Below are 24,846 nucleotides of genomic sequence, written 5' to 3' on the forward strand. Positions count from 1 at the left end.
ACCAGCGCCTCAGCCGTGCAGTCGGCCAAGCTCGTCCAACACGGCCGCACCGGTCTTGATGCCGTCGATAAACCGGACAACCTCAAGGTTCTCGTTGGGCGCATGGTTGGCCTCGTCGGCGTTTGCGTAAGGGATCACGAAGGCATCTTTGCCGAGGATCTTGGTAAAAACATAATCCGGCAGTGACCCGCCAACCGTGGGGTAAACCAATGGCTCTACCCCACGCGCCGCGGCAATCGCCCGCGTCAGGGGGGCGGCATAGGGGCTGTCCAGCGGCGTCTTCGATGGCAGCATCCCATTGTGGCGCACAACATCGACCCCGGGAGCGTATCGGGCAACATGCGCTTCGATCCGTTCGAACACGTATTCGGGTGTCAAAGGCTCGACGAGGCGGACGTCGCATTTGGCGATGGCTTCATTGGGCAGCACCGTTTTGGTGCCCGGGCCGCCATAACCCCCGTGGAACCCGTTGATCGTAAGTGTCGGGTGGAACATCAGGCGATCCCAATAGGGTCGCTCAACCGGGCCGTCGAGTTGTTGCAGCGCCAGGTCCGCCTTCACTGCGCTTTCGTCGTCGGGCAAACGCGCAATGGCTTCGCGTTCAAGGTTCGTTGCGGCGATAACCGGCTCGTTGATCCCTTCAATCGTGATGTTGCCGTCAGGGTCCTTCATGGTCGCCAACAGCTGAACAAGCGTCCAGATCGGGTTGGGCACAACGCCGCCATAGTTGCCCGAATGCACATCGCGCGACGCGCCCCTGGCCACCAGGTCAAACGACGCCACGCCGCGCACACCAAAGGTAATGACCGGCGCACCGCTTTCATGCAGGGGCCCGTCCGAGGTCACCACAAGATCGGCTTGCAGCTTATCCGCGTTTTGCCGAACGAATTCCGCGATTTGGGGCGAGCCGATCTCTTCCTCGCCTTCAAGAAGGAAGATGATGTTGCAGGGCACCGTACCATGCACCTTCAGATGCGTTTCAATCGCCAGCAATTGCGCAAAATGCTGTCCCTTGTTGTCGCCAATGCCGCGCGCCCATATCCGTCCGTCGCGCAATGTCGGCTCAAACGGCGGGCTGACCCATGCCTCCAGAGGATCCGGAGGCTGCACGTCATAATGCCCATACAGCAGCACTGTCGGTTTTTCGGGATCAACGGTCAGGTGACCCAGAACAAAGGGGTGGCCGGGCGTTTCAACCAGCCCCGCGTCGAACCCCAACTGTTCCAGGTGTTCAACCAGAATCCCGGCCACGTTCCGAATTCCGATATCATGGGCCGAGATCGATGGATGGCTGACATAGTCCATGACCCGCGCAACAAAATTGTCAGCTTCGGCGTCGATATGGGCAAAAAGCGCGTCCATCATGCGGCGTCCTTTGATATCAGCAAAGCGCCCGACGGGTGAACCTCGGCGGTCCAGCCCGGCGCGATGAGGGTTGTGGTGTCCAACTGTGTCAGGATCGCCGGACCCGCCAACCGCGCCCCCGCGCCCAGCGCATTGCGGTCAAAGATCGGTGTGTCTGCCGTGCCGTCGGGCCAATGCACCTGCTGCAATTGCAACGGCGCCGGCATCTCGATCGAGGCCAGGTTGGGAACGGGCACAGGTTCGGTCCGGCCCGTCGCCTCGACCCGCAGCGTCACCAGTTCAATCGGTGCATCCAGAATGAAACCGTAAAGCGCGGTGTGCGCGGCCCGAAAGCTGTCTTCGGTGTCTTCCGCCGTTTGTCCCCATTCAACCGCGATTTCGCCGCCTTGACCGTGAAACCGCACCAATGCACGCGCGACAAGCTCCCGTTGATCCGTTGGGATGTTCTCGGTATCCATCCAGCTGCTGGCATCGGCACTTAGCGCGGCAATGATGGCGTCGCCCTCGGCCTGATCGATTGCGCCTGCAACAGGCAGGGCGCGCGTGAACTCGGCCTTCATATCGGCCGCCAATAGGCCCGCGGCGCACAGCAATCCCGGTGCGGCCGGGATCATCACTTGCTGAATGCCCAAAAGCTCGGCCAAGGCGCAACCATGCAGCGGACCTGCACCACCAAACGGAACTAGCGCAAAATCACGCGGGTCATGGCCGCGCTCGACCGAGATCGTGCGCACCGCGCCAACCATGTTGTTGTTCATGATGGCCAGAATACCCTGCGCGGCCTTCTGCGCCGTCAGCCCAAGCGGGCGCGCGACGTTGGATCCTACAACCTCCTGCGACGCAGCGACATCCAGCGACATGGACCCGCCCAACAACGCGTGTGGCAGATTCCCCAGAACCGCGTGGGCGTCTGTTACCGTTGCCTGCTGGCCGCCATGGCCATAAGCCGCAGGTCCGGGGCTTGCGCCCGCCGAATGCGGCCCAACCGACAGCGTGTCGTTGACCACCGACGCGATAGAACCGCCGCCTGCGCCAATGGTTACCATGTCCACCATCGGCAGCGACAAAGGCCATTCCCCCACCTTGCCCTGCTGGGTCAAGGCAACATTGCCGTCGCGGATCAGGCAGATATCGGCGGATGTGCCCCCAATATCGACCGTGATGAGATCCCTGATGCCACAAGCCGCGGCCGCATCCACGGCGCCAACGACACCGGCCGCTGGACCGGACAACGCCGTCAGCGCCGGTGCCGTGCGAATAACTTCGGTCCCGGCCACCCCGCCATTTGACTGCATCAGCAACAGGGGCGACGCGGCATGGGCCGTATCCAGACGCTGTTGCAGGCGCGAAATGTAACTGGAAACCCCGGGCATGACCGAAGCGTTGAGAACCGTCGCGAGCGAGCGTTCGAACTCGCGCACCACCGGCAGGACGTCTGTCGAACAGGTAATCGCAACACCGGGCAACGCGGCACGAAGAGCCGCCACAACCTGCTGTTCGTGGGCGGGGTTGGCATAAGCGTGCAAAAGACAGACGGCCACGGCTTCGACATTCTGCTTGGCAATGGCGTTGGCAACGCGGGCCACGCTGACCTCGTCAACCGGAGCCAGAACCTTGCCGCCGGTTCCGATCCGCTCGTTGACCTCGTGAATCCGCTCTGCCGGGACCGGACGGGCGGGCTTCACCCACGTAAACAGGTTCGCATGGCGCGGGATATCCTGCCGGCCAATTTCCAGAACATGCCGAAAGCCCTGCGTTGTCACCAACGCCGTCCGCGCGCCCTTGTCTTCGAGGATCATGTTGGTGGCGACTGTTGTGCCATGCAGCACCCGCGAAAGGTCAGCGGCGGCGATCCCGGCATCATCAAGAACCATGTTCACCCCGGTCATAAACGCCTGCGAAGGGTCCGAGGGGACCGACGGCGTTTTTGCCCGCCAAACCTGTCCCGACTGGCGGTCCAGCAAAGAGATATCCGTGAATGTTCCACCGATATCGACGGCCACGGCATAAGACGCATCAAAGCTCATATCAGACGAGGGCATCGACGTACTCCTGACGGTAAAAACGGCGGGTTTCAGGGCGTTGGGCGCGCAATGCCCGTGTTGCGGCGACATCCAGCATGTCACCATTGATGACCACGCCGTATTCCTTGCAAGCGGCATCGGCGGAAACAAAGCCGCCCAGAACATCCTGATGCACGATCTCTGCAGGCCGGTCGAACGGATGGCCGAAACCGCCGCCGCCACCGGTTTCGATCCGCAGAATATCGCCTTTCTTCAGCATGTTGCCATCAGACAAGGGATCCAACCGGATCTCGTGCTCTGTTCCCGGGTTCACGATTGCAACACCGTGGCGCCCCGACTTGCCGCCATGAATGCCCCATGGCGGGTTTTTGACGCTGTCGATCCGGATGGCCAGCATCGTTTCTTCGGCGAGGATCTCGTATTCGCGCACAATGCCGCAACCGCCGCGATAACGACCCGCGCCGCCCGAATCCTGCGCGATGCCATAGGCGCGCATGGTCACGGGATATCCGGCCTCAAGGAACTCTACCGGATAGTTTTCCTGCGCCACGAAATAGACCGCGTCGATCCCGTCCGACGTCGCACGCGCGCCGTATCCAACACCAATCCCGTCTGCCAACAGGTAGGGTTCCAGATCTCCCGCCGCGGTGCGGTACTTGCCGCGCATGATGTTGACCACATAGGCCGAATTGGCGGCTGGCGCCTCGCCCCCGCCGGTGTTCAACAGCCCACACATGGCCGAGATCATCCGCATCGCCGTCAGTCCGCGCAAGCCAAGGGGCGCAGGAAACTCGGGCTGCAGGAAACTGCCTTTGCGAAACAGAACCTCATCCAGCGCGTTTGGCCCGCCGGCATTGCATACCTGGCTGGGATCTCCGCCCAGATAGAACAGGCCCAACGCCATGCCCGGTACACCGTTATTCATCAGATAGTTTATTGGACCGGGGGCCTGATCCGAGCTGTCTCGGGCATCGAAAATGAAACGATCCTCGCCTCCTGTGCCCTTTTGGCGGGTCAGCGAAAACCGCATGTGGAACGGCCCGTTGCCGTGACCATCCGTGTCGATCGCATCGGTGAAGGAATGCGTGCCGTAGTCGAACGTGTCCGCCAACTTGTCACGCACCAGTTTGCGCGTGCGTTGCAGCAGTTGCGCCAACGCGTCCTCGGTCACATCGGCTCCGAACCGGTCAAGGATTTCACCAACCCGGCGCACCCCCAGATCGACCGAAGCCATAAGCGCGCGCATATCGCCGACGCTCTGGTCAGGATAGCGCGAGTTGCGGTGGAAGATGTCCAATACCGCCTGGTTCACGGTTCCGGCCTCGATCATCTTGGTAACCGGGATCATCACGCCTTCCTGGAAGATGTCCGTGGCATCGGGGCTGATCGACCCCGGCCGCAGCCCGCCGATATCGGCGAAATGCGCCCAACTCATCACAAAGGCACAAACCCGCCCCTCGCGAAACACCGGAGCCAGCAGCACCTGATCATTGGAATGCGAAATCGCGCCGTACGAGCCATAACAGTCATTGTACCAATAAACGTCGCCTTCCTGCATGGTTTCCATGGGAAACTTCTCAAGAACCGGTCGCGTCATATCTCCGAAAATCGGCACCATCGACCCAACGGCCATGGTTCCGTTGCCATCAAACAGCGCGGTATAAAAGTCCTTCTTTTCGCGGATGAACGCTGAAATGGCGGTGCGTTCGATCAGAGCCTCCATCTCGGATTGAGCGGCGGCAATCGCGCCGCGGATGATCTCGAGGGAAACCGGATCGCAAAGCGCCTCGGCTGCCCGAATTTGCGTGCTCATCGGAGGGTCCTTTCTGAACGAGACAGCGACAGCACGGTCTGACCCGGCGCGCCGGATTCGACGCGGGCATGGGCACTGGCAATGTCTTCAAGTGAATAGCTGGCCCCGATCCGCGGGCGCATTTGCCCCTCGCGGATCAGGGTGTTGATCGTGTCCTCGGCCTTGCGCCTCTGGTCTGCTGGCAAACGGAATCCCTGAAGGAACCGAATGGTCGCACCCAGGTTGGCCAAATCGTAATAAGGCAGCACCGGGTTGGGGTCCGAGCTTGACGAATAGCTGGCGATCACGCCGTGGGGCGCAAGGCAGGCAATATCGGTGTCCAGATTGGCCGCCAGATCCACTTCGACAATCCGGTCAACGCCACGGCCGTCCGTGGCGGCCATTACCCTTTCGACCAGATCGGTGCCGTGTCGGTCGAACACAACAACATCGCCAGCCCCGGCGACCACGCTGGCCGCAGCCCTGCGACCAACGGTTGCGATGACGCGCGCGCCCATGCCCACGGACATCTGCACACAGGCCCAGCCCACGGCCCCTGCCCCACCCTGAACCAGCACGGTCTTTCCCGCCACCGGCCCGTCGCCCGCCACGGCCAGCCACGCCGTCAAAGCCGGAACGCCCAGACAGGCGCCTTCCTGGAAACTCAGCTCTTCGGGCAGCGTGACGGCCTGATCTGACGGCAAGGCGATATACTCGGCCGCTGTTCCATCGGATCGCCCCGCCGTGCCATAGCCACCCTGCGCATTCCATAGCCAGACCCGCTCGCCCACCCGTTCCGGTAAGATTTCGGCCCCCACAGCTGCAATTACACCAGCGCCGTCGCAATGCGGGATAACCGCCTCATGGGCCATCGCCATCCCGTTCCAACCGGCGCGCCGCTTGACGTCAGCGGGATTGATGCCCGACGCCCTGACCTGAACCAACACCTCGTGCGCGTCCGGCACCGGGCGCGTCATCTGCACCATTTCCAACACTTCGGCGGCCGGGCCAGTGCGTCGATATACGGCTGCACGCATCATGAACCGGCAAAGTGACACGCCACAAGGCGGGTCCCGATCTTGCGCGGCTGCGGGATGTCCGACGCGCACCGGTCCTGCACCAGGGGGCAACGGTCGCGGAACACACAGCCCGATGGCGGGTTGCGCGGATCCGGGGCGCCGGCCCCAATGGGCAACGGCGCATGGCTTTGATCAACATGTGGCGTCGGCACAGCCGCAACCAGCGCCTGCGTATAAGGGTGCAACGGCGCATGCACGATGTCTTCGGTTGGGCCGTCTTCCATGATCCGGCCCAGATACATCACGATGGTTCGCTCGCAGACATACCGCACCAGCGCAAGGTCATGACTGATATAGATCGCCGTCAGCCCCAGCCGGTCACGCACGTCACGAAAGACATTCAGCACCCCTGCGCGCACGGACACGTCCAGCATCGACACCGGCTCGTCGGCAACCACAAATTCTGGCTCAAGGATCAAAGCCCGCGCCATAACCACGCGCTGCAACTGCCCCCCCGAAAGCTGGTGTGGGAACCGTTCAAGAAACTGCTCGGGATCACCCAGCCCCACCAACTCCAATGCGGCGATCACCCGATCGTGCCATTCCCCGCGTTTGATCCCGGCATTCGAAAGGGGCTCTTCAAGGGTGCGGCGGATCGAATAGCGGGGGTTAACCGCGTCAAACGGGTTCTGGAAGATCATTTGCGACCGGCTGCGAAACGCTTGCAGCTCGGCCCCTTTCATCTGCCCGATCTCTTTGCCATCAAACCGTGCAGAACCGCCGGTGACCTGCTCCAACCGAACCAGCACCCGCCCCATCGAGGTCTTCCCGCAACCGGATTCGCCCAAAAGGCCAACGCTTTCGCCGCGCTTCAGTGTCAGGCTGACGCCATCCACCGCCTTCACGGTCGACGGCAGCCCCATCATTGCAGAAATGCTGTTGCCCACTTTGTAATGCAGTTGGGCGTTGGTCATTTCGATCAAGCTGTCGCTCATGCCATCGCCTCCCATGTCTGCGGTTTGCTGGCCTCAAGTCGCAATTGCGCCGCCTCGCTGGCCCGGTGACACGCAACGATATGGCCCTTCTCGACCTCCAGCGGTGCAGGTTCGGTGCTGCGACACAGCTCGGCCGCAAATGGACAGCGCGCGGCAAAGCGGCACCCGTCAGGTGGGTCGGCAAGGTCCGGCGGGCTTCCGGCAATGGGGGTCAGCACACCACTGCCCGCCGATTTCAGGTCCGGAAACGCATTTTTCAGGCCCATCGTGTACGGGTGCAAAGGCCGGTTCAGCAGCGTGGCCGTATCACAATCTTCCACGACCTTGCCGGCATACATCACCACCGTGCGATCGCAGGTATAGGCCACCACCGAGATGTCATGGGTCACCATGATGACAGACAGGCCCAGCTCTCGCTGCAACGTCCGCAACTGGTCAAGAATTTGCCGCTGGATAATCACGTCCAGCGCCGTAACCGGCTCGTCCGCCACCACCAGCTTGGGGTTCAGCGCCAGCGCCAGAGCAATCGCTGCACGTTGCCGCATCCCGCCCGAGAACTGATGCGGAAAATCGCGCAGCCGCCCCTTGTCGATGCCAACCATTTCGAACAGTTCCGCCGCACGTGCACGGGCGGCGCGGCGCGTCATGCCCCCCCGGTCGCGCAGCACTTCCATGATCTGGTATTCGACGCGATACACCGGATCCAACGAGTTCATGGCCGATTGCGGAATGAACGAAATGTCCCGCCACCGCAGTGCGTTCATCTTGGCTTCCGGCAACGCGGCAAGATCTTGCCCGTCGAACGCGATTTCTCCACCCGCAATCCGGGCGTTGTCGGCGATAACACGCGTCAGCGCGCGGGCCATCGTGGTTTTGCCACAACCGGATTCACCCACAAGCCCGACGATTGTGCCCTTCGGCACGTCGAACCCGGAATTGCTGACCGCAACCACGTCGTTCGATCCCACCTTGTAGGCGATGGAAAGGTCTTTGACTGAAAGCAACGTGGTCATGTCAGCGCCCCAGTTTCGGGAAAAGCAGGTTCTCGTATCCACGAGAAATGAAGAACCCGGCGCTGACGACCAGAATGATCGCCAATCCGGGTGGGATGAACCAGTGATAGGCCTGCCGCGCCAGCGCCTGGCTGTTGAACGCGTCCTGCAACATGAAACCCCAGCTGATTGCGTCTGGGTCTCCGAAGCCAAGGAAACTGATGGAGGCCTCGGTCAGGATCGCCCACCCGATCGCGATCGAGCCATAAAGGAACGACAGCGGCAGGATGTTCGGCGTGATATGGCGCAGGATGATTTTCAAATCCGACGAACCGCTAACCCGCGCCGCCTCCACATAGCCGCGCGAACGCAGCGACAGCACCTGCGATCGGATCACACGCCCGGTGTCACGCCACAATACAAGGGCCATCGCAATCACCGTGTTCCATATCGACGGTTCCGAAAACGCCGAAATCACGATGACAAATGGCAGGAACGGAATCCCGAACGCCACATCGGCCAGCCGCATCAACAGCGCATCCACCCAGCCGCCGAAATAGCCCGAAAGCAACCCGACAATCGACCCGATAAAGGCCACCATGAAGGCCGCGGTCAGCCCGACAAGCAAGGCCGACCGTGCGCCCCAGACAATTTGCGAGAATATGTCGCGTCCCAGGGACGTTGTCCCCAGAACATGCCCCTCTTCCCCCGGCAACAGGTCCGAAGCGAGGTCGTAGTTTTCGGTATAGAGAATCTCGGTCGGATCATAGGGCGCGATCAGCGGCGCGCTCAGCGCGGTCACGATGAACAGCGCATAAATGACCAATCCGACAACGGCGAACGGGTCTCCGACCGGCAATCTGACAGCAGAGAAAACCCTGCTCAGCACGCGCGGTTTGCGGATTACAGCGGCCTCAGGCATGCGAGATCCTCGGATCAAGGATGGAATACAACAGGTCCGCCAGCAGGTTCATCGCAATGACCACAACCGCGATCATCAGGAACGCACCCTGCGCCAGCGGATAGTCTGACGCGGCCACGGCGTTCACCAGCTCGCGTCCAAGGCCGGGCCATGAAAAGACACTTTCGACCACAACATTGCCCTGCAACTGATAGCCGACCGAGATGGCGAACGAGGTCATGACCGGCAAAAGCGCATTGCGTGCACCGTGCCGGATCACCACGGCAAAAGGCGACAGGCCCTTGATCTTGGCCATGGTGATGAAATCCTCTTTCATCACGTCCAGCATGTTGGACCGCATCAGCAAAAGCGGCAGCCCCTGCGAATAGATCGCCAAGGTCATCATCGGCAGGAACAAGTGCGACAGAAAGTTGGAAGACGTGTAAAGGGCCCAAAGACTGTCATAGCTTGTCCCTGCCGACCGTGTTCCCCCCGCCGGAAACCACCCCAGCGAGAAGGAAAAGATCGCCAACAGCACCATGCCCAGCCAAAACTCGGGCATCGCACGCGTGGCCAAAACAACCGGCAGCGCCGCGGCCTCGGTCCGGGTGCCCCGCCGCCATGCCAACCACGCACCGGCCAGAATGCCAAACGCATAAGCCACGATCAGCGACGAGAAGGTCAAAATCAGGGTGTTTGGCAGCAGCAGCCAGATCCGGTCAGCGACCGGTGTCCGGTACCGAAAGGAATAACCAAGCTCACCCTGAAGCAAATTCGCGAGGTAAGTGAAATATTGCCGCCACAATGGCTGATCCAACCCGAATTGACGGATCAGCGCTTCTTGCTGTTCGGCAGTAAATGTCGGGTCGATATAGGCCGCCAGCGGGTTGCCGGGCATCAACCGGAACATCAGGAAAAGGATCGTGACAACGGCCCAGAGGACAAGCGCCAATTGCAGGGTTCTGATCAGGAAGGACTTAAATTTGCTCATGACATATCCAGCGGTGGAAGGGACCGCGGCAGTTTAGACGAGTTTGTGGGCTCAGGCGCGGGGGATCATGCGCGGCGCGCAATGGCGCCGCGCATATTGTTTGTGCGGATCAGTCCGCCAGCGTTTCCGAGACACCTTCCGGGTAGGTCAGCTTGTCGCCGACACCGCCATAGCCCGCCTCTTCGAGGATGCTTTTGGCCACGTCTGTCCCGGCCTGGAACCCGTCGACCACGTCTGCGGCATGCCAGTATTCCAGCGCCGGCGACACCACCGAATTCGACGCAACCGCGAACTTCTTGAAGGCGGCGTTGACGATCAGGCGACGGTCCACGGCGGCCGACAATGCGCGGCGGAACGCGGGGTCGTCAAAAGGCGGACGGCGCAGGTTGAACGCCACATAGCGGAACCCGATATCCACGGTCGACACAACCTCAAGATCGCCGTCCTGCTCTGCCGCATCCAGCAGCACCTGAGGATCGCCCTGAAAATCGGTCAGGAAGTTGATCTCGCCCGACCGCAGCATGCCCAAGGCAGCTTCGGCATTGGGAACAAGCCGCAGAATGAACCGCTCGGCCTTCGGCGCGTTGAAGTGATCCGCATTGGCTTCCAGCACGATTTCCTCGTTCGGCAGCCAACGCACGAATTTGAACGCGCCCGAGCCGATCGGCATGTCTTCCTGATGGCTTTCCGCGTTTTCATCCTTGGTCGACAGATCCGCCAGCACCGGGTCCCAGACGTGTTTCGGGATGATGTTGATCTTGGCAAGGCTTGACGTCAGGAACGACGCCGACTGCGTGCCCAGCGTAAAGACAACGGTGTTATCGCCTTCCACAGCGATGCCTGAAACATTGCTGCCGAACGGCGCGTACATGGGTGCCTCGCCACCGGTGGTTGCCTCGTACGAGAATACAACATCCTCGGCTGTCACGGGCTGCCCGTCGTGGAACGTGGCGCCTTCGCGCAGGGTCACCGCAATTGTCGTGTCATCGCGCCACTCAAAGCTTTCGGCCAGCCACGGTTGCGGCAAACCATCAGCACCAACACGGAACAGGCGGTCATAGATCAGCTCGGTCAGCCAGTTATCCGTCACGCCCGAAATATACAGCGGGTTCACGGCAATCACATTGTCCGAGCTGTTGACGATGATGTCCTTCTGGTCACCGGTGGGCGTGATGTTCAGCCACGACCAATAACTGCGAATACCAATACCCGACTGGTCCACAACCGATGTCGGATCGAACACGGTCTTGTCGAAGGCAAAGGCCTGCTGCGGGTGCACCAGCATCATGTTTGGCTGATCAGCAGCCAGGATTTCCTGCGCTTCGATCACCAACGCCTTGCGCTGTTCCGGGTCAACCGTCACGCGCTGCTCTTCGACGATCTTGTCATAGGCAGGATTGTTGTACCCGATGAAGTTGTACCCTTTCTCGGCGGTCGAGGAGTGGAACAGGTTGAAAATGATCTCGTCCGGGTCGGACCGCTCCGGGCGGCCGGTCATCTGCCACGCGGTTACGTCCCACGTGTCGCGGTTGTACCAGACCGCATCCGCCATCTGCGACCACGGCATGACGTTGACCTTCACATCCAGCCCCAGCTTGCGCCATTCCTGCGCGATCAGCTGAATGGCCTGAAACTCGGCAGGCTGCGCCGCCTGAGGACGGGACAACAGTTCAATCTGACGAATGGGATCCTGCGCAAAAGACGCAGTGGCCCAAAGAGATGCGGCAATGCCCGCACCCAAGCTTAAATTTCGAATAGCCTTCACAGTCGTTCTCCTGTTGGTTCAGACCGCCCAAATGGCGGACCTTGCGTTCAAAAACGGCCGACTTGCCCAACCGGGATCAGCCCCGGGCGGCCAAACCGCCCATGTCCCGCACCGTTCACGACTCTCTTCCGGCAGCCTGGCAGAATGATGCGTTTTTCGTTTTACTCAGCAAAACAATTACGTTATCCTTCATTCAGTAAAACACATCCAAAAGTAAAAGCAATACAAACGGACCAAACAAATGACCGGCCAGCCGCCCCATCAGCCAGAAGAGAAGAAATCTTACCGGATTGACGCCGTCGCCCGCGCCTTGCGCGTTCTGGAGGCACTTGGCGACTCTCCGGGCATTGGCGTCACCGCCCTGGCCGAACGCCTGGGCCTGACCAAATCGATTGTCTTTCGCCTGCTGCAAACGCTGGAGGAAGACGGTTACGTTCAGCGCGATGAAGAGCGTGCGATCTTCTCGCTGGGCTACAAGGTTGCGATGCTGGGCGAGCGGGTTGGGCGCGAAGGCGCCCTGCAACATGTCGCCCGCCCCGTTATGGATGTGCTGCGCGATGAGACCGGGGAAAACGTCAACCTCGTGATCCGCGAAGGCACGGCCACCGTTGCCATCTCTACCCGCGAAGGCCTTCATAGTATTAGGCTTTTCGCCCAAACAGGCCGCCGCGGCCCCCTGCATGCGGGCGGCGCCTCGATGCTGCTGCTCGCCTTTGCCGAGCCCAGCATCCGCGAACGCGTCCTTGAAGGGCCGCTTGAACGCTTCAGCCCCCACACGATCACGGACCCCGATCGACTGCGTGACGCCTTGGTCCTGATCCTCGCCAATCGCTACAATGTCGCGATCAACGATCTGGACGATGGCGCCTTCTCGATCGCGGCCCCGATCCAGAACGGCGCGGGCGAAGTTATCGCGGGCCTGTCGATTGCCGGCGCGTCTGTGCGCCTCGACGAGGTCCGGCGCGCCACCTATATCGAAAAGGTCGTCGCGGCCGCACAGGAAATCTCTGACCTTCTGACCTGACGACAAGCCTGCAAAAATTTTGTGCGAAACAGAAATCCGGATGCACACGCACCCGGAACCACCGGCTTGCGCAGAATCGTCTCTTTCGCTAGCGTTTTATTAAACGGAACGCCGTTTCACTGGATAAAACAATGGAGAGATCTCATGACCCCCACCGAATCTGCCCTTCTGGACCAGGTTTCCATCGACGAGCCTTGGGCGCTTGTCGAAAGCTTTGCCACGTTCAAACGCGAACACCCTGATGATGTGAACCGCGGTATGGACGAGGTTGTTCAGCGGCTGCGCAAACACGGGGTCGAGGTCGACATTCACGAACCCGAACTGTTCCTCAGCCTGCCCGGCCAGGCCCGGGTCGAGGCAGACGGCCAGACCTTTCGCGCAAAACCCCCTGCTTTTTCCGCCAGCGCGCCGGATGGCTTCACCGGTCCGCTGGTCTATATCCGCGGCACCACGAACATGGACGAGGAAGACGCATTTGAAAGCCAGCTGGAAGCCGGCCCTGAAATGGAGGCCAAGGTCAGCGGCAAGATTGTTCTAACCGAAGGCTTCGCCAGCCCCGCCATCATCTCGCTCATGGAAAGCTGCGGCGCTGTGGGTGTGATTGCCATCAACCCCGGCGTTGACGTGCATTGGGGGATTTGCACAACGATCTGGGGCATTCCGGGCACCAGCGACTTGTCGCGTAAACCCGCAATCCCCGCAGCAGCCGTGAACATGGACAGCGGCAAGGCCCTGATCGAGATCGCCAAGGCCGGTGGCAGCGCCACGATCTTTACCCAGACGGAAGAAGGCTGGTTCACCTCGAAACTGCCCGAGATCACCATTCCCGGCACCGAAGAGCCTGAGAAATACGTCCTGCTTCACGGCCATCTCGACAGCTGGGACGTTGGCGTTGGGGACAATGCCACCGGTGACGCGTCGATGTTGGAAATTGCCCGCGTTCTCTGGGCCAACCGTGACAAGCTGCGGCGCACGGTCAAGATTTGCTGGTGGCCGGGCCACTCCACCGGCCGCTATGCCGGATCCACATGGTATTCCGACACATTTGCCCTGGACCTCGACGCCAATTGCGTGGCCCAGGTCAATTGTGACAGCCCCGGCTGTCGCTGGGCGACCGAGTTCCTGAACGTGTCTGTCATGTCCGAGGCCCATGACTTCCTCGCCGACGTCATACGCGATGTATGCGGCAAGGAACTGCACTCGGAACGGCCGCACCGGGCGGGGGATTATTCGTTCAACGACATTGGCCTGTCCAGCTATCTGATGTTGTCCTCGGCCATGACGGACGCCCATCGCGAAGAGCTTGGATATTACGCGGTTGGTGGATGCGGGATGAACATTGCGTGGCACACCGAGAACGACACGCTCGAGATCGCCGATAAAGACATCCTGCTGCGCGACATCAAGGTTTATCTGCTCGCTGTATTCCGCAACGCGAATGCGGACATCTTGCCAATGGACTGGTGTGCAACCGCGCGCGAATTCCTTGCAACGATTGCGGATTACCAAACCCAGGCGGCGGAGTTGTTTGACTTCACCCCGGCCCGCCTCGCGGTCGAGGCCCTTTTGAACGATCTCGACGCCTTTTATCTGGCCGCGGCCAACGGCAATATCCCCGCAGACATCGCAAATACCGTGATTCAGGAACTGGCGCGCATTCTTGTGCCGGTGAATTTCAACCGCTCGCCGCGGTTCCGCCATGACCCGGCCCTGACCATCCCCCCTTTGCCTGCGCTGGAAGAGGCCACAAAAATTGCCGCCCGCCCGGCAGACCAGCTTGGGTTTGCGCGGACCGAGCTGGTGCGGGGACAGAACCATGTCATCGCCGAGATCACGGCCGCCCGCCGCCTGATCGCGCGCCTGACGGCCTGACACCTTCCCCGGCACGGTTCATGACCGGGCCGGGGGACGCAAAAACCACGTCCAGACCCGCCAAGGTGACCGGAATTCAGGGGATGTGTCAGGAGAGTTTGGCGCACCCGAGAGGATTCGAACCTCTGGCCTCTGCCTTCGGAGGGCAGCGCTCTATCCAGCTGAGCTACGGGTGCCTGAGGCCAACGATATAGGTCATGCGCCAAATGGCTGCAATCGCTATTTCACGCGAACAGCTCGTGGCACAGTTCCAGTGCGTCAATCAGCGTGTCAACTTCGGCTTCGGTGTTATACAGACCAAACGACGCGCGGCAGGTGGCCGATACACCAAGGTGATCCATCAGCGGGCCGGCGCAATGGTGGCCGGCGCGCACCGCGACACCCTTTTTGTCCAAAACGGTCGAGATGTCATGCGCATGGGCCGGCCCGTTCAGGGTAAAGCTGAAGATGCCGCCCTTGGTGGCCGAATTGCCCTGCACGTTCACCCAGTTCAGCCCGTCCAGCTTGCCCCGCGCATAGGTTGTCAGCGCCTTTTCATGCGCCGCGACATTCTGCATGCCCAGATCCATCAGGTATTCCAGCGCCACGCCCATGCCGATCTGCTGCACGATGCCGGGGGTGCCGGCCTCGAACTTCATCGGTGGGTCGGCATAGCTGACGGCGTCTTTGCTGACCTCACGGATCATGTCACCGCCGCCGATAAAGGGCCGCATCTCGGCCAGCCGTTCCTTGCGGATATGGATCGCACCCGAGCCTGAGGGGCCGTAAAGCTTGTGCCCGGTGATGGCATAGAAATCGGCGCCGATCGCGTCGACATTCACCGGCTGGTGCACCGATCCCTGGCTGCCATCAACCAGAACCGGCACGCCCACCGCATGGGCACCGGCCACAATCGCCGCAACATCCACCACGGTGCCCAGAACGTTCGACATATGGGTCACCGCAATCAGCTTTGTGCGCGGCGTGATCGCGTCCAGAACCGCCTGTGGGTCCAGATCGCCCTTGGCATCCACATCCACCCATTTCAGCACCACACCCTGCCGTTCGCGCAGGAAATGCCACGGCACGATATTGGCGTGATGCTCCATCACGCTCAGGATGATCTCGTCGCCGGCCTCAAGTCGCGGCATGGCCCAGCCATAGGCGACAAGGTTGATGGCCTCGGTTGTGCCGGACGAAAAGACGATCTCGTTTTCATCCGCCGCCCCAAGAAAACGCGCGACGGTGCCGCGCACGGCCTCGTATTTCTCGGTCGCAAGGTTCGAAAGATAGTGCAGCCCGCGATGCACATTCGCGTATTCGGCAGAATAGGCCCGCGTGATCGCGTCGATCACCACCTGCGGTTTCTGGGCCGAGGCGCCATTGTCCAGATAGACCAGCGGCTTGCCGTTAACGTCCCGCGACAGGATCGGGAAATCGGCCCGTACCTTGTTGATATCATACATTTTGTGGAACCTCTGGAACCGCGATCAACCCGGTTGCAACAGCCAGAACCGACAGCAAGCTGCCAACCAGGAAGCCGGCGCCCATGACGCCTAGAAAAACAAGAGCGATGTGTTGAAAGCCGTGCAGTTCCGCGACGAAAACCACGAAAATCCAGACCGACACCAGCAAAAGAAGGATCGTGGCCAAAGCCTCGACCACCGGCAGAGCCAGCCCGATCACCGTCAACCCCACCGACAGCACGGTCATCACAACCTGCAACCAGCCCGACAAGGCCAACGCCCCGGACACGTCGCCCGTGCCACCAAAAATCCGGCCCAGCTTGGCCATGCACCACACCGTGATCGCTGCCACGATGAACACAACAATCGCCGCGCGCAGCGGGCCGCCAAACATCGGCAGCGCGTTCACCTGGTCCTGGCTAAGCCCGGACAGCATCACTTGGCCAGAGACCATGGCCGACGAGATGATGGCGCTCAGCGCCAGTGCCATCCACCACACCTGGTCCGGAATACCCAGTGCCAGCACCTTGCGGGCGGCTTGCCGGGGTTTGGTCAGGGTTTCGCGCCCCAGCTCGATCCATTCATTCATGCCGTTACCTCGGGTCGTTCCGCCGCCCACAGACTGCCCATCCAGATATAGACGAAACCAGCCAACGCCAAGGCCGCGATGGCCGTGGCAAAAGGACCGTTAGTGACCGCTTGCACCGCCGTGGCCAGCATCCACAAAGGGGCCGCGGCCAATAATGACCAGAACAGGGCCAGCCTTGCGCTGTACCAGTTGCCCTTGCCGCCAACCGTGCGGGCCACAATATGGCTGAGCGCAGCGATCGCATATGCCGCCAGAGGCATGATCGCCAGCCAGGCAAACAGCCCCGCCGCCAACCGCGCAGCCAAAGGCACCGTGGGGTCGCTTTCAGCCAGCCGAAACGCCTCTGGCAAACTGGACACAAAGATCAGGACGCAGGCCATCACCAGAATGGCCAAGGCCCGGTCCTCGCGCTGTCCGGCCTGCAGCATGCGCCGCATCACCGGTGCCGGTGTGCGGTAGGCGGCCACGATATTGGCGGCGATGCTCACGCGCTTAGCCGCGGCGACGCAGCAGCCAGCTTTCCAACCGGCTGAGGATGTCGTCGGCCAGCGCCTCGTCGGCGATTTCTTCCAAGGCTTCGGCTAGGAACGCAATCGTCAACATGTCGGTGGCTTCGGCCCGCTCGATCCCGCGCGCACGCAGGTAGAACAACGCCTCTTCGTCGATCGCGCCTGAGGTTGACCCGTGCGAGCACGCCACGTCATCGGCATAGATCTCCAGTTCAGGCTTGGCCAGGAACTGCGCATCATCATCCAGCAACAGCGATTGGCTGATCTGGTAACCGTCGGTCTTCTGCGCGCCTTCCTTCACAAGGATCTTGCCTTGAAACACGCCAACCGCGCCGTTGCGCAGCACCTTCTTGAACACCTGACGGCTTTCGCAATTCACCGCGTCATGGGTGATGAACACTGTGTCATCGTGGTGGAAATCACCATCGCCCATCGCGGCACCGGCCACATGGGCGCTGACGTCGTCGCCGGTCAGCTCCAGCACCGCCTCGTTGCGGGTCAGCGCGCCATTGGCGGTCAGGGTGAAGGATTTGAACAGGCTGCGCGTGCCCAACCGGCCAAAGATATGCGTGGCGGCCACGCGGTCATGGTCGCGCCCCTGCGCCCGCACGTGGTGAAACGCCGCGTCATCGGCCACGTCCACTTCCAGCACGCTGTTCAACCGCGCCGCGGCAGGGCCATTTTCCAACAGCGTCAGCTCGGCCCCGGCCTCGACCCGCACCACGTGGTGCATCATCGCGTCCGAAGTCTCGGACACATGGCGATAGATCAGGTTCACCGGCTTGGCCGCCTTGCCCGTCACGCGGATCACCACGCCCTGCTCCGCAGCGGCCGTGTTCAGCGCGGCCAAGGGCCGTTCCACAGGCACCTGCCCGGCGGCCTCCAGCACCCCGTACAGGTCTTTGGCCCAATGGATATCGGCCGCGCCCGCCTCGGCCAGCTGCGTGATCTCAACCCCGGCCAGTTCCGGCGCGTCCGAAGCTTCGGCGTCAAAAACACCGTCCACAAAGACCAGCTTGACCCGGTCAATCGCGTCGAAAACCGGTGCCTCGTCGGTGACCAGCACCGCGGCTGTACCGGCCTTGGGCGCGGTCAGGGCGGCGGGGCGGGTGTATTTCCAATACTCGTCGCGCGCGCCCGGCAGGCCCATCGCCCGCACCCGGCCCAGCGCCGCGTCACGCGCCGCGCCCAGCCAACCGCCATCCTGCGGCAAGGCCAGCGCGCTGAGACGCGCCTGGGTCGTGTCCTGCTTTGCTTGCGGCAGCGCCATCAGGCCACCTCCGCCAGAATGTCGGCATAGCCGTTGTTTTCCACTTCCAGCGCCAGTTCCGGCCCGCCGGTTTTCACGATCTTGCCGTCAGCCATGATATGCACCACGTCGGGCTGAATGTGGTTCAGCAGACGCTGGTAATGGGTGATCACCAAAAACGACCGGCCCGCATCGCGCAGCGCGTTCACACCTTCCGAGACCAGCTTCATCGCGTCCACGTCCAGACCCGAATCCGTTTCATCCAGAATGCACATTTTGGGTTCCAGCATCGCCATCTGCAGGATCTCGTTGCGCTTCTTCTCGCCGCCCGAGAACCCTGTGTTGACCGGGCGCTTCAACATGTCGGCGTCGATCTTCAGCGATTTGGCCTTTGCGCGCACCAGCTTCAGGAAATCCCCCGCGCTCAGCTCTTCTTCGCCCCGCGCCTTGCGCTGCGCGTTCACCGCGGTGCGCAGAAAGGTCATATTGCCCACGCCGGGGATTTCCACCGGGTACTGAAACGCCAAAAACAGGCCAGCGGCGGCGCGCTCTTCGGGTTCCATCTCCAGCAGGTCCTCGCCCAACAGCGTCGCGTCGCCGTCGGTCACCTCATAGCCATCCTTGCCCGACAGAACGTAAGACAAGGTCGACTTGCCCGAGCCGTTCGGCCCCATGATCGCGTGCACCTTGCCGGGTTCGACGCTCAGCGACAGACCTTTGATGATGGCCTTGTCCTCTTCCTCCAACTTCACGTGAAGGTTATTGATCTCAAGCATTTACAGCGCCCTCTTCGTCTAAATTCAGCTTCTCGGCCGCGTCTTTGTCGACCAGAAGGTGGTTCTTGTTCAGCCTGTACCGTTGATAGGTGCGCAGAACCGCGTACCCATTGTCTTCGGCCCAGGCCATGAATGCGTCTTCGTTGGTGTTGTCGATCTCGGCCAGGATCATCGGGCGCGCCCGCGCGACGGTTTCGGCCAGACCAGCCAGCACCGGCATCTCCATCCCCTCAACGTCGATCTTGATCATCGCCGGGGTCTCGTCCGCCAACAGCTGATCGGCCGGGAACACTTCCAGGTCGCCCTCACCTTCCAGCATCTTGGCCCCGCCCAGATTGCGCTCGCGATCTTCCATCGCGAAGCCACCGGAATGGCTGTCGGACAGGCCCACGCCCAGCTTACTCAGGTCAAAGACATCCAGCAGCTGATTGGCCAGCACGTTCTGGATCAGCAAGTTATAGGCGCGCGGGTTCGGCTCGAACGGGATCACCCTGGACGGTTTCAGGAACTTGGCGGCAAAGATCGAATGGTTGCCCACATTCGCGCCGATATCGACAAAAACGCCGCCCTCGGGGAACAGGTCGATCAGCCGTGTCAGCTCTTTCAGCTCGTAAAACGTGCCGCGCTGATGGTTGCGCTGAATGGGGTCGTTGTCCATGTTCACGCAGAACGCCACCGGGGTGTCCATCACCTGCGTATGGATCACCCGCTGCGGCCCCGAAACCACGGGCCGCCCCAGCCGGAGCCGTTTCAGAATGCGTTCAACATGGGGGGTCATGGCTTATCCCAGCACCACAGCGGTGCCCGAGGCACTAACCATCAGCATGTTGTTGACCACCTCGTAATCCAGATCGACGCCAACCACGGCGGTCGCCCCTTTGGCCGCCGCACGCTCTTCCAACTCACGCAGCGCGGTTTCGCGCGCCTCGGCCAGCGACTTTTCATAAGCGCCCGACCGGCCGCCCACGATGTCGGTGATCTGCGCAAAAACGTCCCGAAACACGTTCGCGCCCAAAATAGCCTCGCCCACCACGATGCCCTTGTATTCGGCGATCTGGTAGCCCTCGACGGTTGGTGTGGTTGTTACGATCATTGCGGATGCTCCTTTGGTCCAGGGGTTCATCGGTTAGCCGACCGATCCCTCCAACGAGATTGCCACCAGCTGCTGCGCCTCCATGGCAAACTCCATCGGCAGGGCCTGCAACACTTCTTTGCAGAACCCGTTCACCACCAGCGCCACGGCCTCTTCCTCGTCCATGCCGCGTTGGCGGCAATAGAACAACTGGTCGTCGTCCACCTTGCTGGTGGTCGCCTCGTGCTCGACCCGGCTGGAGTTGTTCTTGACCTCGATATAGGGCACCGTGTGTGCCCCGCATTTATCGCCGATCAGCAGGCTGTCGCATTGGGTATAGTTTCGGCTGTCCTTGGCCTTTGGGTGCATCGACACCAACCCGCGATAGGTGTTCTGCGCCTTGCCCGCGCTGATGCCCTTGGACACGATCCGCGATTTGGTGTTGCGGCCCAGATGCACCATTTTGGTGCCGGTATCGGCCTGCTGCATGTTGTTGGTGATGGCGATCGAATAAAACTCGCCCTGGCTGTCCTCACCACGCAGGATGCACGAGGGGTATTTCCACGTCACCGCCGACCCGGTTTCAACCTGCGTCCACATCACCTTGGCCCGGTCGCCCCGGCAATCGGCGCGTTTGGTCACAAAGTTATAGATGCCACCCTTGCCCTCTTCGTCACCAGGGAACCAGTTCTGAACGGTCGAGTATTTCACCTCGGCATCTTCTTCGATAACGATCTCTACCACCGCGGCATGCAGCTGCGCGGTGTCGCGCTGCGGCGCGGTGCAGCCCTCCAGATAGGACACATAGCTGCCCTTGTCGGCAATGATCAGCGTGCGTTCGAACTGTCCGGTGTTTTCGGCATTGATGCGGAAATAGGTGCTCAGCTCCATCGGGCAGCGCACGCCGGGCGGCACGTAAACAAACGACCCGTCCGAGAACACGGCCGAGTTCAGCGTGGCGTAGAAATTGTCCGACACCGGCACAACCGAGCCAAGGTATTTCTTCACCAGCTCCGGATGCTCGCGGATCGCCTCCGATATCGAACAGAAGATCACGCCGGCCTTCTTCAGTTCCGCCTGGAACGTCGTGCCGACCGAGACGCTGTCAAACACCGCATCCACGGCCACTTTGCGCTCTTCCTCGGGCACTTCGACACCGGCCAGAATGGCCTGTTCTTTCAACGGGATACCCAGCTTGTTATAGGTCTCCAACAGCTTGGGGTCGACCTCGTCCAGCGATTTGGGTTTCTCTTCCATCGACTTCGGCCGGGCATAATAATACTGGTCCTGAAAGTCGATTTCCGGATAGTTGACCATCGCCCATTTCGGCTCGTCCAGCTGCTGCCAGCGGGCAAAAGCCGCCAGCCGCCATTCGGTCATCCATTCCGGCTCGTCATTTTTTTCCGAGATCAGCCGCACGATGTCCTCGGACAGGCCCTTGGGGGCGTATTCCATCTCGATCTCGGTTTCCCAGCCGTATTTGTATTTCCCGGCAAGGGATTTCACGGCCTCAACCGTTTCTTCCTCGACCCCGTCTTTGACGGTTACGCCATCCAGTGCGCTCATCTTTCTCTCCTCAAGCTGCCCGGGCCCGGAATTTCCGGTATTGGGCCAGCCACGCTTCGGCAAAGCGCAGCACATCATCTTCTGTTGTTTCGAGGCCCAAAGACACCCGAATGGCGCAACGTGCCACGTCCGCCTCGTATCCCATTGCGCGCAGCACGCGGCTTTCGCGGACCTTGCCCGACGAACAGGCCGAGCCCGCGGAAACCGCAAACCCGGCAAGGTCCATCTGCATCACCTGCGTCTCACCCTTCCAACCCGGAACGGCAAAGCAGGACGTGTTGGGCAAGCGTCGCGCGTCTTTCCCGACAAAAATAGTCGCATTAGCCTCGGCGGCAAGGCTTTTTTCTAGAATGTTTCTAAGTTTTTCGACACGGCCCCACAAGCCCGCATCCAAATCGCGCGCCGCCGCTTCGGCCGCGGCGCCAAATCCGGCAATACCGATCACGTTCTCGGTGCCAGACCGGCGGCCCATTTCCTGCCCGCCGCCCATCAAGGCGGCGGCAATTTCTGTTCCCTGTTTGACGATCAAAGCACCAATGCCCTTGGGACCGCCAATCTTGTGGGCCGAAACACAGGCGTATTCGCACTGGGACCAGTTGAACGCGAAGGGGATTTTACCAAAGGCTTGCGTGGCATCGCAAAACCGATGGGAAATTTCGAATTCGCCGACGAACTCTCTGAACACCTTGCTGTATGGTTGAACCACTCCGGTCTCGGAATTAGCTGCCGTCAGGGCAAACAATCCCCGCGCGATCCTTGGATATCCTTTGTCGCCTTTTTGTAGGACTTTGGCGGACAACCCGAAACCTGAAACAAACTCGCCCGTGAAGACGCCCGATTTATCCAAAAGGCTCGTTGACGACCCTGCATAGATGTCTTCTCGTATCACTTCATCAGCACAGCTGAACACCGCATCATGCTCAAGCGGTGAACAGGCCGTGACGTCCCAGTCTTGGCTGAAAACCAGATTGGCCGCCTCGGTCGCACCGGACGTAAACACCACCTCCTGCGGCAGACACCCCACCGCTTGGGCCACTTGCCCCCGCGCGCGCTCGACCAACGCATTGGCCGCCCGCCCCTCGGCATGCACCGATGACGGGTTGCCCACAACATCCATCGCCGCAACCATCGCCGCGCGCGCCTCGGCCCGCAGGGGCGTCGTGGCGTTGTGATCCAGATAGGTGCGGTTCACGCGATCATTCCCGAACGTTTGGCCTTGTCCTTGAACAAAAGCAAAAGCCCCTGCGCGTAATCGCGGCGCAGCAAATAGTCCTGCCCGCGATCCAGACCTTCCGGCACGGTATGTCCGGAATAGCGCATGGCACCGGCCAGAACGGCGCCGGACAGTTCAACAAAATCCGCATTCTCGCCGGCCATCCGGTTGTACAGGCGGCCGCCGAACCACCCGCTGCGCGCCTGCGCCTGTTCTGCATTGGACACGCGGCGCGCCAAGTACATCAGGCAATGCTCGTCCGACATATAGAGCTTGTCCGCCACCTGCGCGAAGGAACTGGCAAGCTTCACCCTGGGATCCGCGCGGGCGATGGCTTTGCCGATTTCACCGAACGAGCCAAAACCCATCGGCACACCTTTCAGCATGATCTTCGGCAGCCTTTCCAGTTCAGCGCCGATTGCCATCACTCATCCACCACCTGGAACAGGTTCGGCACCGCCGGGCATGGCGTCACGTCATTGCCAATCACGTCCGACAGGCGCGTCTGGTGCAGAAAGACATAGACATGGGCGCTCAGCCCTTCCCACAGCCGGTTGGTCAGCGATTGGGCCTTGCTGCCCGACAACCCGCCCGAGGCACCGGCACCGGTATGCAGGGCGCTGACCGTCTCGTCCACCGCCTGCAGCACGTCGGCCACGCGGATATCGGACGCGCCGCGTGCCAGCTTGTATCCGCCGCCCGGCCCGCGCACACTGTCCACCAGACCGGCCCGGCGCAGCTTCACAAACAGCTGCTCAAGATACGGCAACGAGATATCCTGACGCTCGGAAATCTCCGAAAGGCTGGTCAACCCACCGTTGGGCTGCAGCGCCAGATCGGCCAGCGCCACCATGGCATAACGCCCCTTGGTACTGAGTTTCACGCCGAACCCTCCCGCAAATGGTTGACTGATCGCGACAGGGTCTTTACCTCCCTATCAACTTGGTCCCGGTATACGACCCGGATTTAGAATTGTTCTAGGTTGCCTGAGCGTTTTCGTCAAGAAGCCAGGCCCCGCAGATGAGAGACATATATGCCCGAGGTCATCTTTCCCGGCCCCGAAGGACGGCTTGAAGGCCGCTACCATCCGCAAAAAGACAAAGACGCCCCCATTGCGATCGTGCTGCATCCGCACCCGCAATTTGGCGGCACGATGAACAACAAGGTTGTCTATAACCTGCACTACGCCTTTTACAACATGGGCTTCACGGTGCTGAGGTTCAATTTCCGCGGTGTCGGACGCAGTCAGGGCGAATACGACCAGGGTGTCGGCGAATTGTCCGATGCCGCCTCGGCGCTGGATTATCTGCAGTCGATGAACAACAACGCCAAGCATTGCTGGGTTGCCGGCTTCAGCTTTGGCGCCTGGATCGGCATGCAACTGCTGATGCGCCGCCCCGAGATCACCGGCTTTGTGTCGGTCTCGCCGCCCGCCAACATGTATGATTTCAGCTTCCTCGCCCCCTGCCCCAGCTCGGGCCTGATCATCAACGGCGCCGCCGACCGCGTTGCGCCGCCGGCAGACACACACGCGCTGGTGGGCAAACTGCACGAACAAAAGGGCATCACTATCACCCACGAAGAGGTGGACGGTGCCGGGCACTTCTTTGAAGACCCGCATATGGACACCATGCTCGACACCGTCGACGCCTATGTGCGCCGCCGCCTGACCGAAACCACGAGGTAA

23 protein-coding genes and 1 tRNA gene are annotated in these 24,846 nt (G+C 61.1%); 3 read left to right on the forward strand and 21 right to left on the reverse strand.

The genetic code is table 11. The features are described 5' to 3' along the window. Positions 1-9: 9 nt before the first annotated feature. From ACMU_RS09835 to ACMU_RS09875, 9 genes are all read right to left on the reverse strand, one after another. The gene (locus ACMU_RS09835; protein ID WP_035259698.1) at positions 10-1,362 is read right to left on the reverse strand and encodes a M20/M25/M40 family metallo-hydrolase; all 1,353 of its coding nucleotides are present in this window, start codon (positions 1,360-1,362) and stop codon (positions 10-12) included. Continuing rightward, positions 1,362-3,407, reverse strand: a complete 2,046-nt coding sequence (locus ACMU_RS09840; protein WP_035259100.1) for a hydantoinase/oxoprolinase family protein — start codon at positions 3,405-3,407, stop codon at positions 1,362-1,364. Before ACMU_RS09840 ends, ACMU_RS09835 begins: the two co-directional genes overlap by 1 nt. Beyond that, on the reverse strand, positions 3,394-5,202 hold the full coding sequence (locus ACMU_RS09845; RefSeq protein ID WP_035259101.1) for a hydantoinase B/oxoprolinase family protein: 1,809 nt from the start codon (positions 5,200-5,202) through the stop codon (positions 3,394-3,396). Before ACMU_RS09845 ends, ACMU_RS09840 begins: the two co-directional genes overlap by 14 nt. Continuing rightward, positions 5,199-6,218 carry an NADPH:quinone reductase gene (locus ACMU_RS09850; RefSeq protein WP_035259102.1) on the reverse strand — a complete coding sequence of 340 codons (1,020 nt, stop codon included), beginning with the start codon at positions 6,216-6,218 and terminating at the stop codon, positions 5,199-5,201. Before ACMU_RS09850 ends, ACMU_RS09845 begins: the two co-directional genes overlap by 4 nt. Next, a complete protein-coding gene (locus tag ACMU_RS09855; RefSeq protein WP_051588298.1) occupies positions 6,218-7,195 on the reverse strand; it encodes an ABC transporter ATP-binding protein in 978 nt (325 codons plus the stop codon). The genes ACMU_RS09850 and ACMU_RS09855 overlap by 1 nt, the downstream gene beginning before the upstream one ends. Next, on the reverse strand, positions 7,192-8,208 hold the full coding sequence (locus ACMU_RS09860) for an ABC transporter ATP-binding protein (protein WP_051588237.1): 1,017 nt from the start codon (positions 8,206-8,208) through the stop codon (positions 7,192-7,194). The genes ACMU_RS09855 and ACMU_RS09860 overlap by 4 nt, the downstream gene beginning before the upstream one ends. A gap of 1 nt (position 8,209) precedes the next feature. Beyond that, positions 8,210-9,109: an ABC transporter permease gene (locus ACMU_RS09865; protein WP_081805479.1), complete on the reverse strand. Its 900-nt coding sequence runs from the start codon at positions 9,107-9,109 to the stop codon at positions 8,210-8,212. Continuing rightward, positions 9,102-10,079: an ABC transporter permease gene (locus ACMU_RS09870; RefSeq protein WP_035259104.1), complete on the reverse strand. Its 978-nt coding sequence runs from the start codon at positions 10,077-10,079 to the stop codon at positions 9,102-9,104. Before ACMU_RS09870 ends, ACMU_RS09865 begins: the two co-directional genes overlap by 8 nt. 109 nt (positions 10,080-10,188) lie before the next feature. Continuing rightward, positions 10,189-11,745: an ABC transporter substrate-binding protein gene (locus ACMU_RS09875; RefSeq protein WP_236626233.1), complete on the reverse strand. Its 1,557-nt coding sequence runs from the start codon at positions 11,743-11,745 to the stop codon at positions 10,189-10,191. Between the two features lie 340 nt (positions 11,746-12,085). On the opposite strand from ACMU_RS09875, the gene ACMU_RS09880 reads away from it, so the two are divergent. Continuing rightward, positions 12,086-12,868, forward strand: a complete 783-nt coding sequence (locus tag ACMU_RS09880; RefSeq protein WP_051588238.1) for an IclR family transcriptional regulator — start codon at positions 12,086-12,088, stop codon at positions 12,866-12,868. A gap of 144 nt (positions 12,869-13,012) precedes the next feature. Beyond that, complete coding sequence (locus ACMU_RS09885; RefSeq protein ID WP_035259108.1) at positions 13,013-14,740, forward strand: M28 family metallopeptidase; 1,728 nt, start codon at positions 13,013-13,015, stop codon at positions 14,738-14,740. A 99-nt stretch (positions 14,741-14,839) separates the two neighbouring features. Here the strand turns inward: ACMU_RS09885 and ACMU_RS09890 are convergent. The 12 genes from ACMU_RS09890 to iscR all read right to left on the reverse strand — a co-directional run bounded on the left by ACMU_RS09890 (position 14,840) and on the right by iscR (position 24,042). Continuing rightward, positions 14,840-14,916, reverse strand: a tRNA-Arg gene (locus ACMU_RS09890). Positions 14,917-14,964: 48 nt separating this feature from the next. Then, the gene (locus ACMU_RS09895) at positions 14,965-16,185 is read right to left on the reverse strand and encodes a cysteine desulfurase (RefSeq protein WP_035259110.1); all 1,221 of its coding nucleotides are present in this window, start codon (positions 16,183-16,185) and stop codon (positions 14,965-14,967) included. Continuing rightward, positions 16,178-16,774 (reverse strand): YIP1 family protein, encoded by a 597-nt coding sequence (locus ACMU_RS09900; RefSeq protein WP_035259113.1) that lies wholly within the window; start codon positions 16,772-16,774, stop codon positions 16,178-16,180. Before ACMU_RS09900 ends, ACMU_RS09895 begins: the two co-directional genes overlap by 8 nt. Next, positions 16,771-17,262: a hypothetical protein gene (locus tag ACMU_RS09905; protein WP_035259115.1), complete on the reverse strand. Its 492-nt coding sequence runs from the start codon at positions 17,260-17,262 to the stop codon at positions 16,771-16,773. Before ACMU_RS09905 ends, ACMU_RS09900 begins: the two co-directional genes overlap by 4 nt. Positions 17,263-17,266: 4 nt before the next feature. After that, positions 17,267-18,553, reverse strand: coding sequence for a SufB/SufD family protein (locus tag ACMU_RS09910; protein WP_035259116.1), 1,287 nt, complete (start codon positions 18,551-18,553; stop codon positions 17,267-17,269). Further along, positions 18,553-19,308: a Fe-S cluster assembly ATPase SufC gene (gene sufC / locus ACMU_RS09915; protein ID WP_035259120.1), complete on the reverse strand. Its 756-nt coding sequence runs from the start codon at positions 19,306-19,308 to the stop codon at positions 18,553-18,555. The genes ACMU_RS09910 and sufC overlap by 1 nt, the downstream gene beginning before the upstream one ends. Continuing rightward, positions 19,301-20,086, reverse strand: coding sequence for an FkbM family methyltransferase (locus ACMU_RS09920; RefSeq protein ID WP_051588239.1), 786 nt, complete (start codon positions 20,084-20,086; stop codon positions 19,301-19,303). Before ACMU_RS09920 ends, sufC begins: the two co-directional genes overlap by 8 nt. A 3-nt stretch (positions 20,087-20,089) precedes the next feature. Then, complete coding sequence (locus ACMU_RS09925; protein ID WP_035259121.1) at positions 20,090-20,401, reverse strand: heavy metal-binding domain-containing protein; 312 nt, start codon at positions 20,399-20,401, stop codon at positions 20,090-20,092. 33 nt (positions 20,402-20,434) lie between these two features. After that, positions 20,435-21,946 (reverse strand): Fe-S cluster assembly protein SufB, encoded by a 1,512-nt coding sequence (gene sufB / locus ACMU_RS09930; protein WP_035259123.1) that lies wholly within the window; start codon positions 21,944-21,946, stop codon positions 20,435-20,437. A gap of 10 nt (positions 21,947-21,956) precedes the next feature. Next, complete coding sequence (locus ACMU_RS09935) at positions 21,957-23,138, reverse strand: cysteine desulfurase family protein (RefSeq protein WP_035259124.1); 1,182 nt, start codon at positions 23,136-23,138, stop codon at positions 21,957-21,959. After that, the gene (locus ACMU_RS18760; RefSeq protein WP_051588240.1) at positions 23,135-23,584 is read right to left on the reverse strand and encodes a hypothetical protein; all 450 of its coding nucleotides are present in this window, start codon (positions 23,582-23,584) and stop codon (positions 23,135-23,137) included. Before ACMU_RS18760 ends, ACMU_RS09935 begins: the two co-directional genes overlap by 4 nt. After that, entirely contained in the window at positions 23,584-24,042 is a 459-nt protein-coding gene (gene iscR / locus ACMU_RS09945; protein ID WP_035259127.1) for a Fe-S cluster assembly transcriptional regulator IscR, read from the reverse strand. The genes ACMU_RS18760 and iscR overlap by 1 nt, the downstream gene beginning before the upstream one ends. A gap of 150 nt (positions 24,043-24,192) precedes the next feature. On the opposite strand from iscR, the gene ACMU_RS09950 reads away from it, so the two are divergent. After that, positions 24,193-24,846, forward strand: coding sequence for an alpha/beta hydrolase (locus ACMU_RS09950; RefSeq protein ID WP_035259129.1), 654 nt, complete (start codon positions 24,193-24,195; stop codon positions 24,844-24,846).

Origin of the sequence: Actibacterium mucosum KCTC 23349 (genome assembly GCF_000647975.1) — a bacterium.
GTDB lineage: Bacteria > Pseudomonadota > Alphaproteobacteria > Rhodobacterales > Rhodobacteraceae > Actibacterium > Actibacterium mucosum.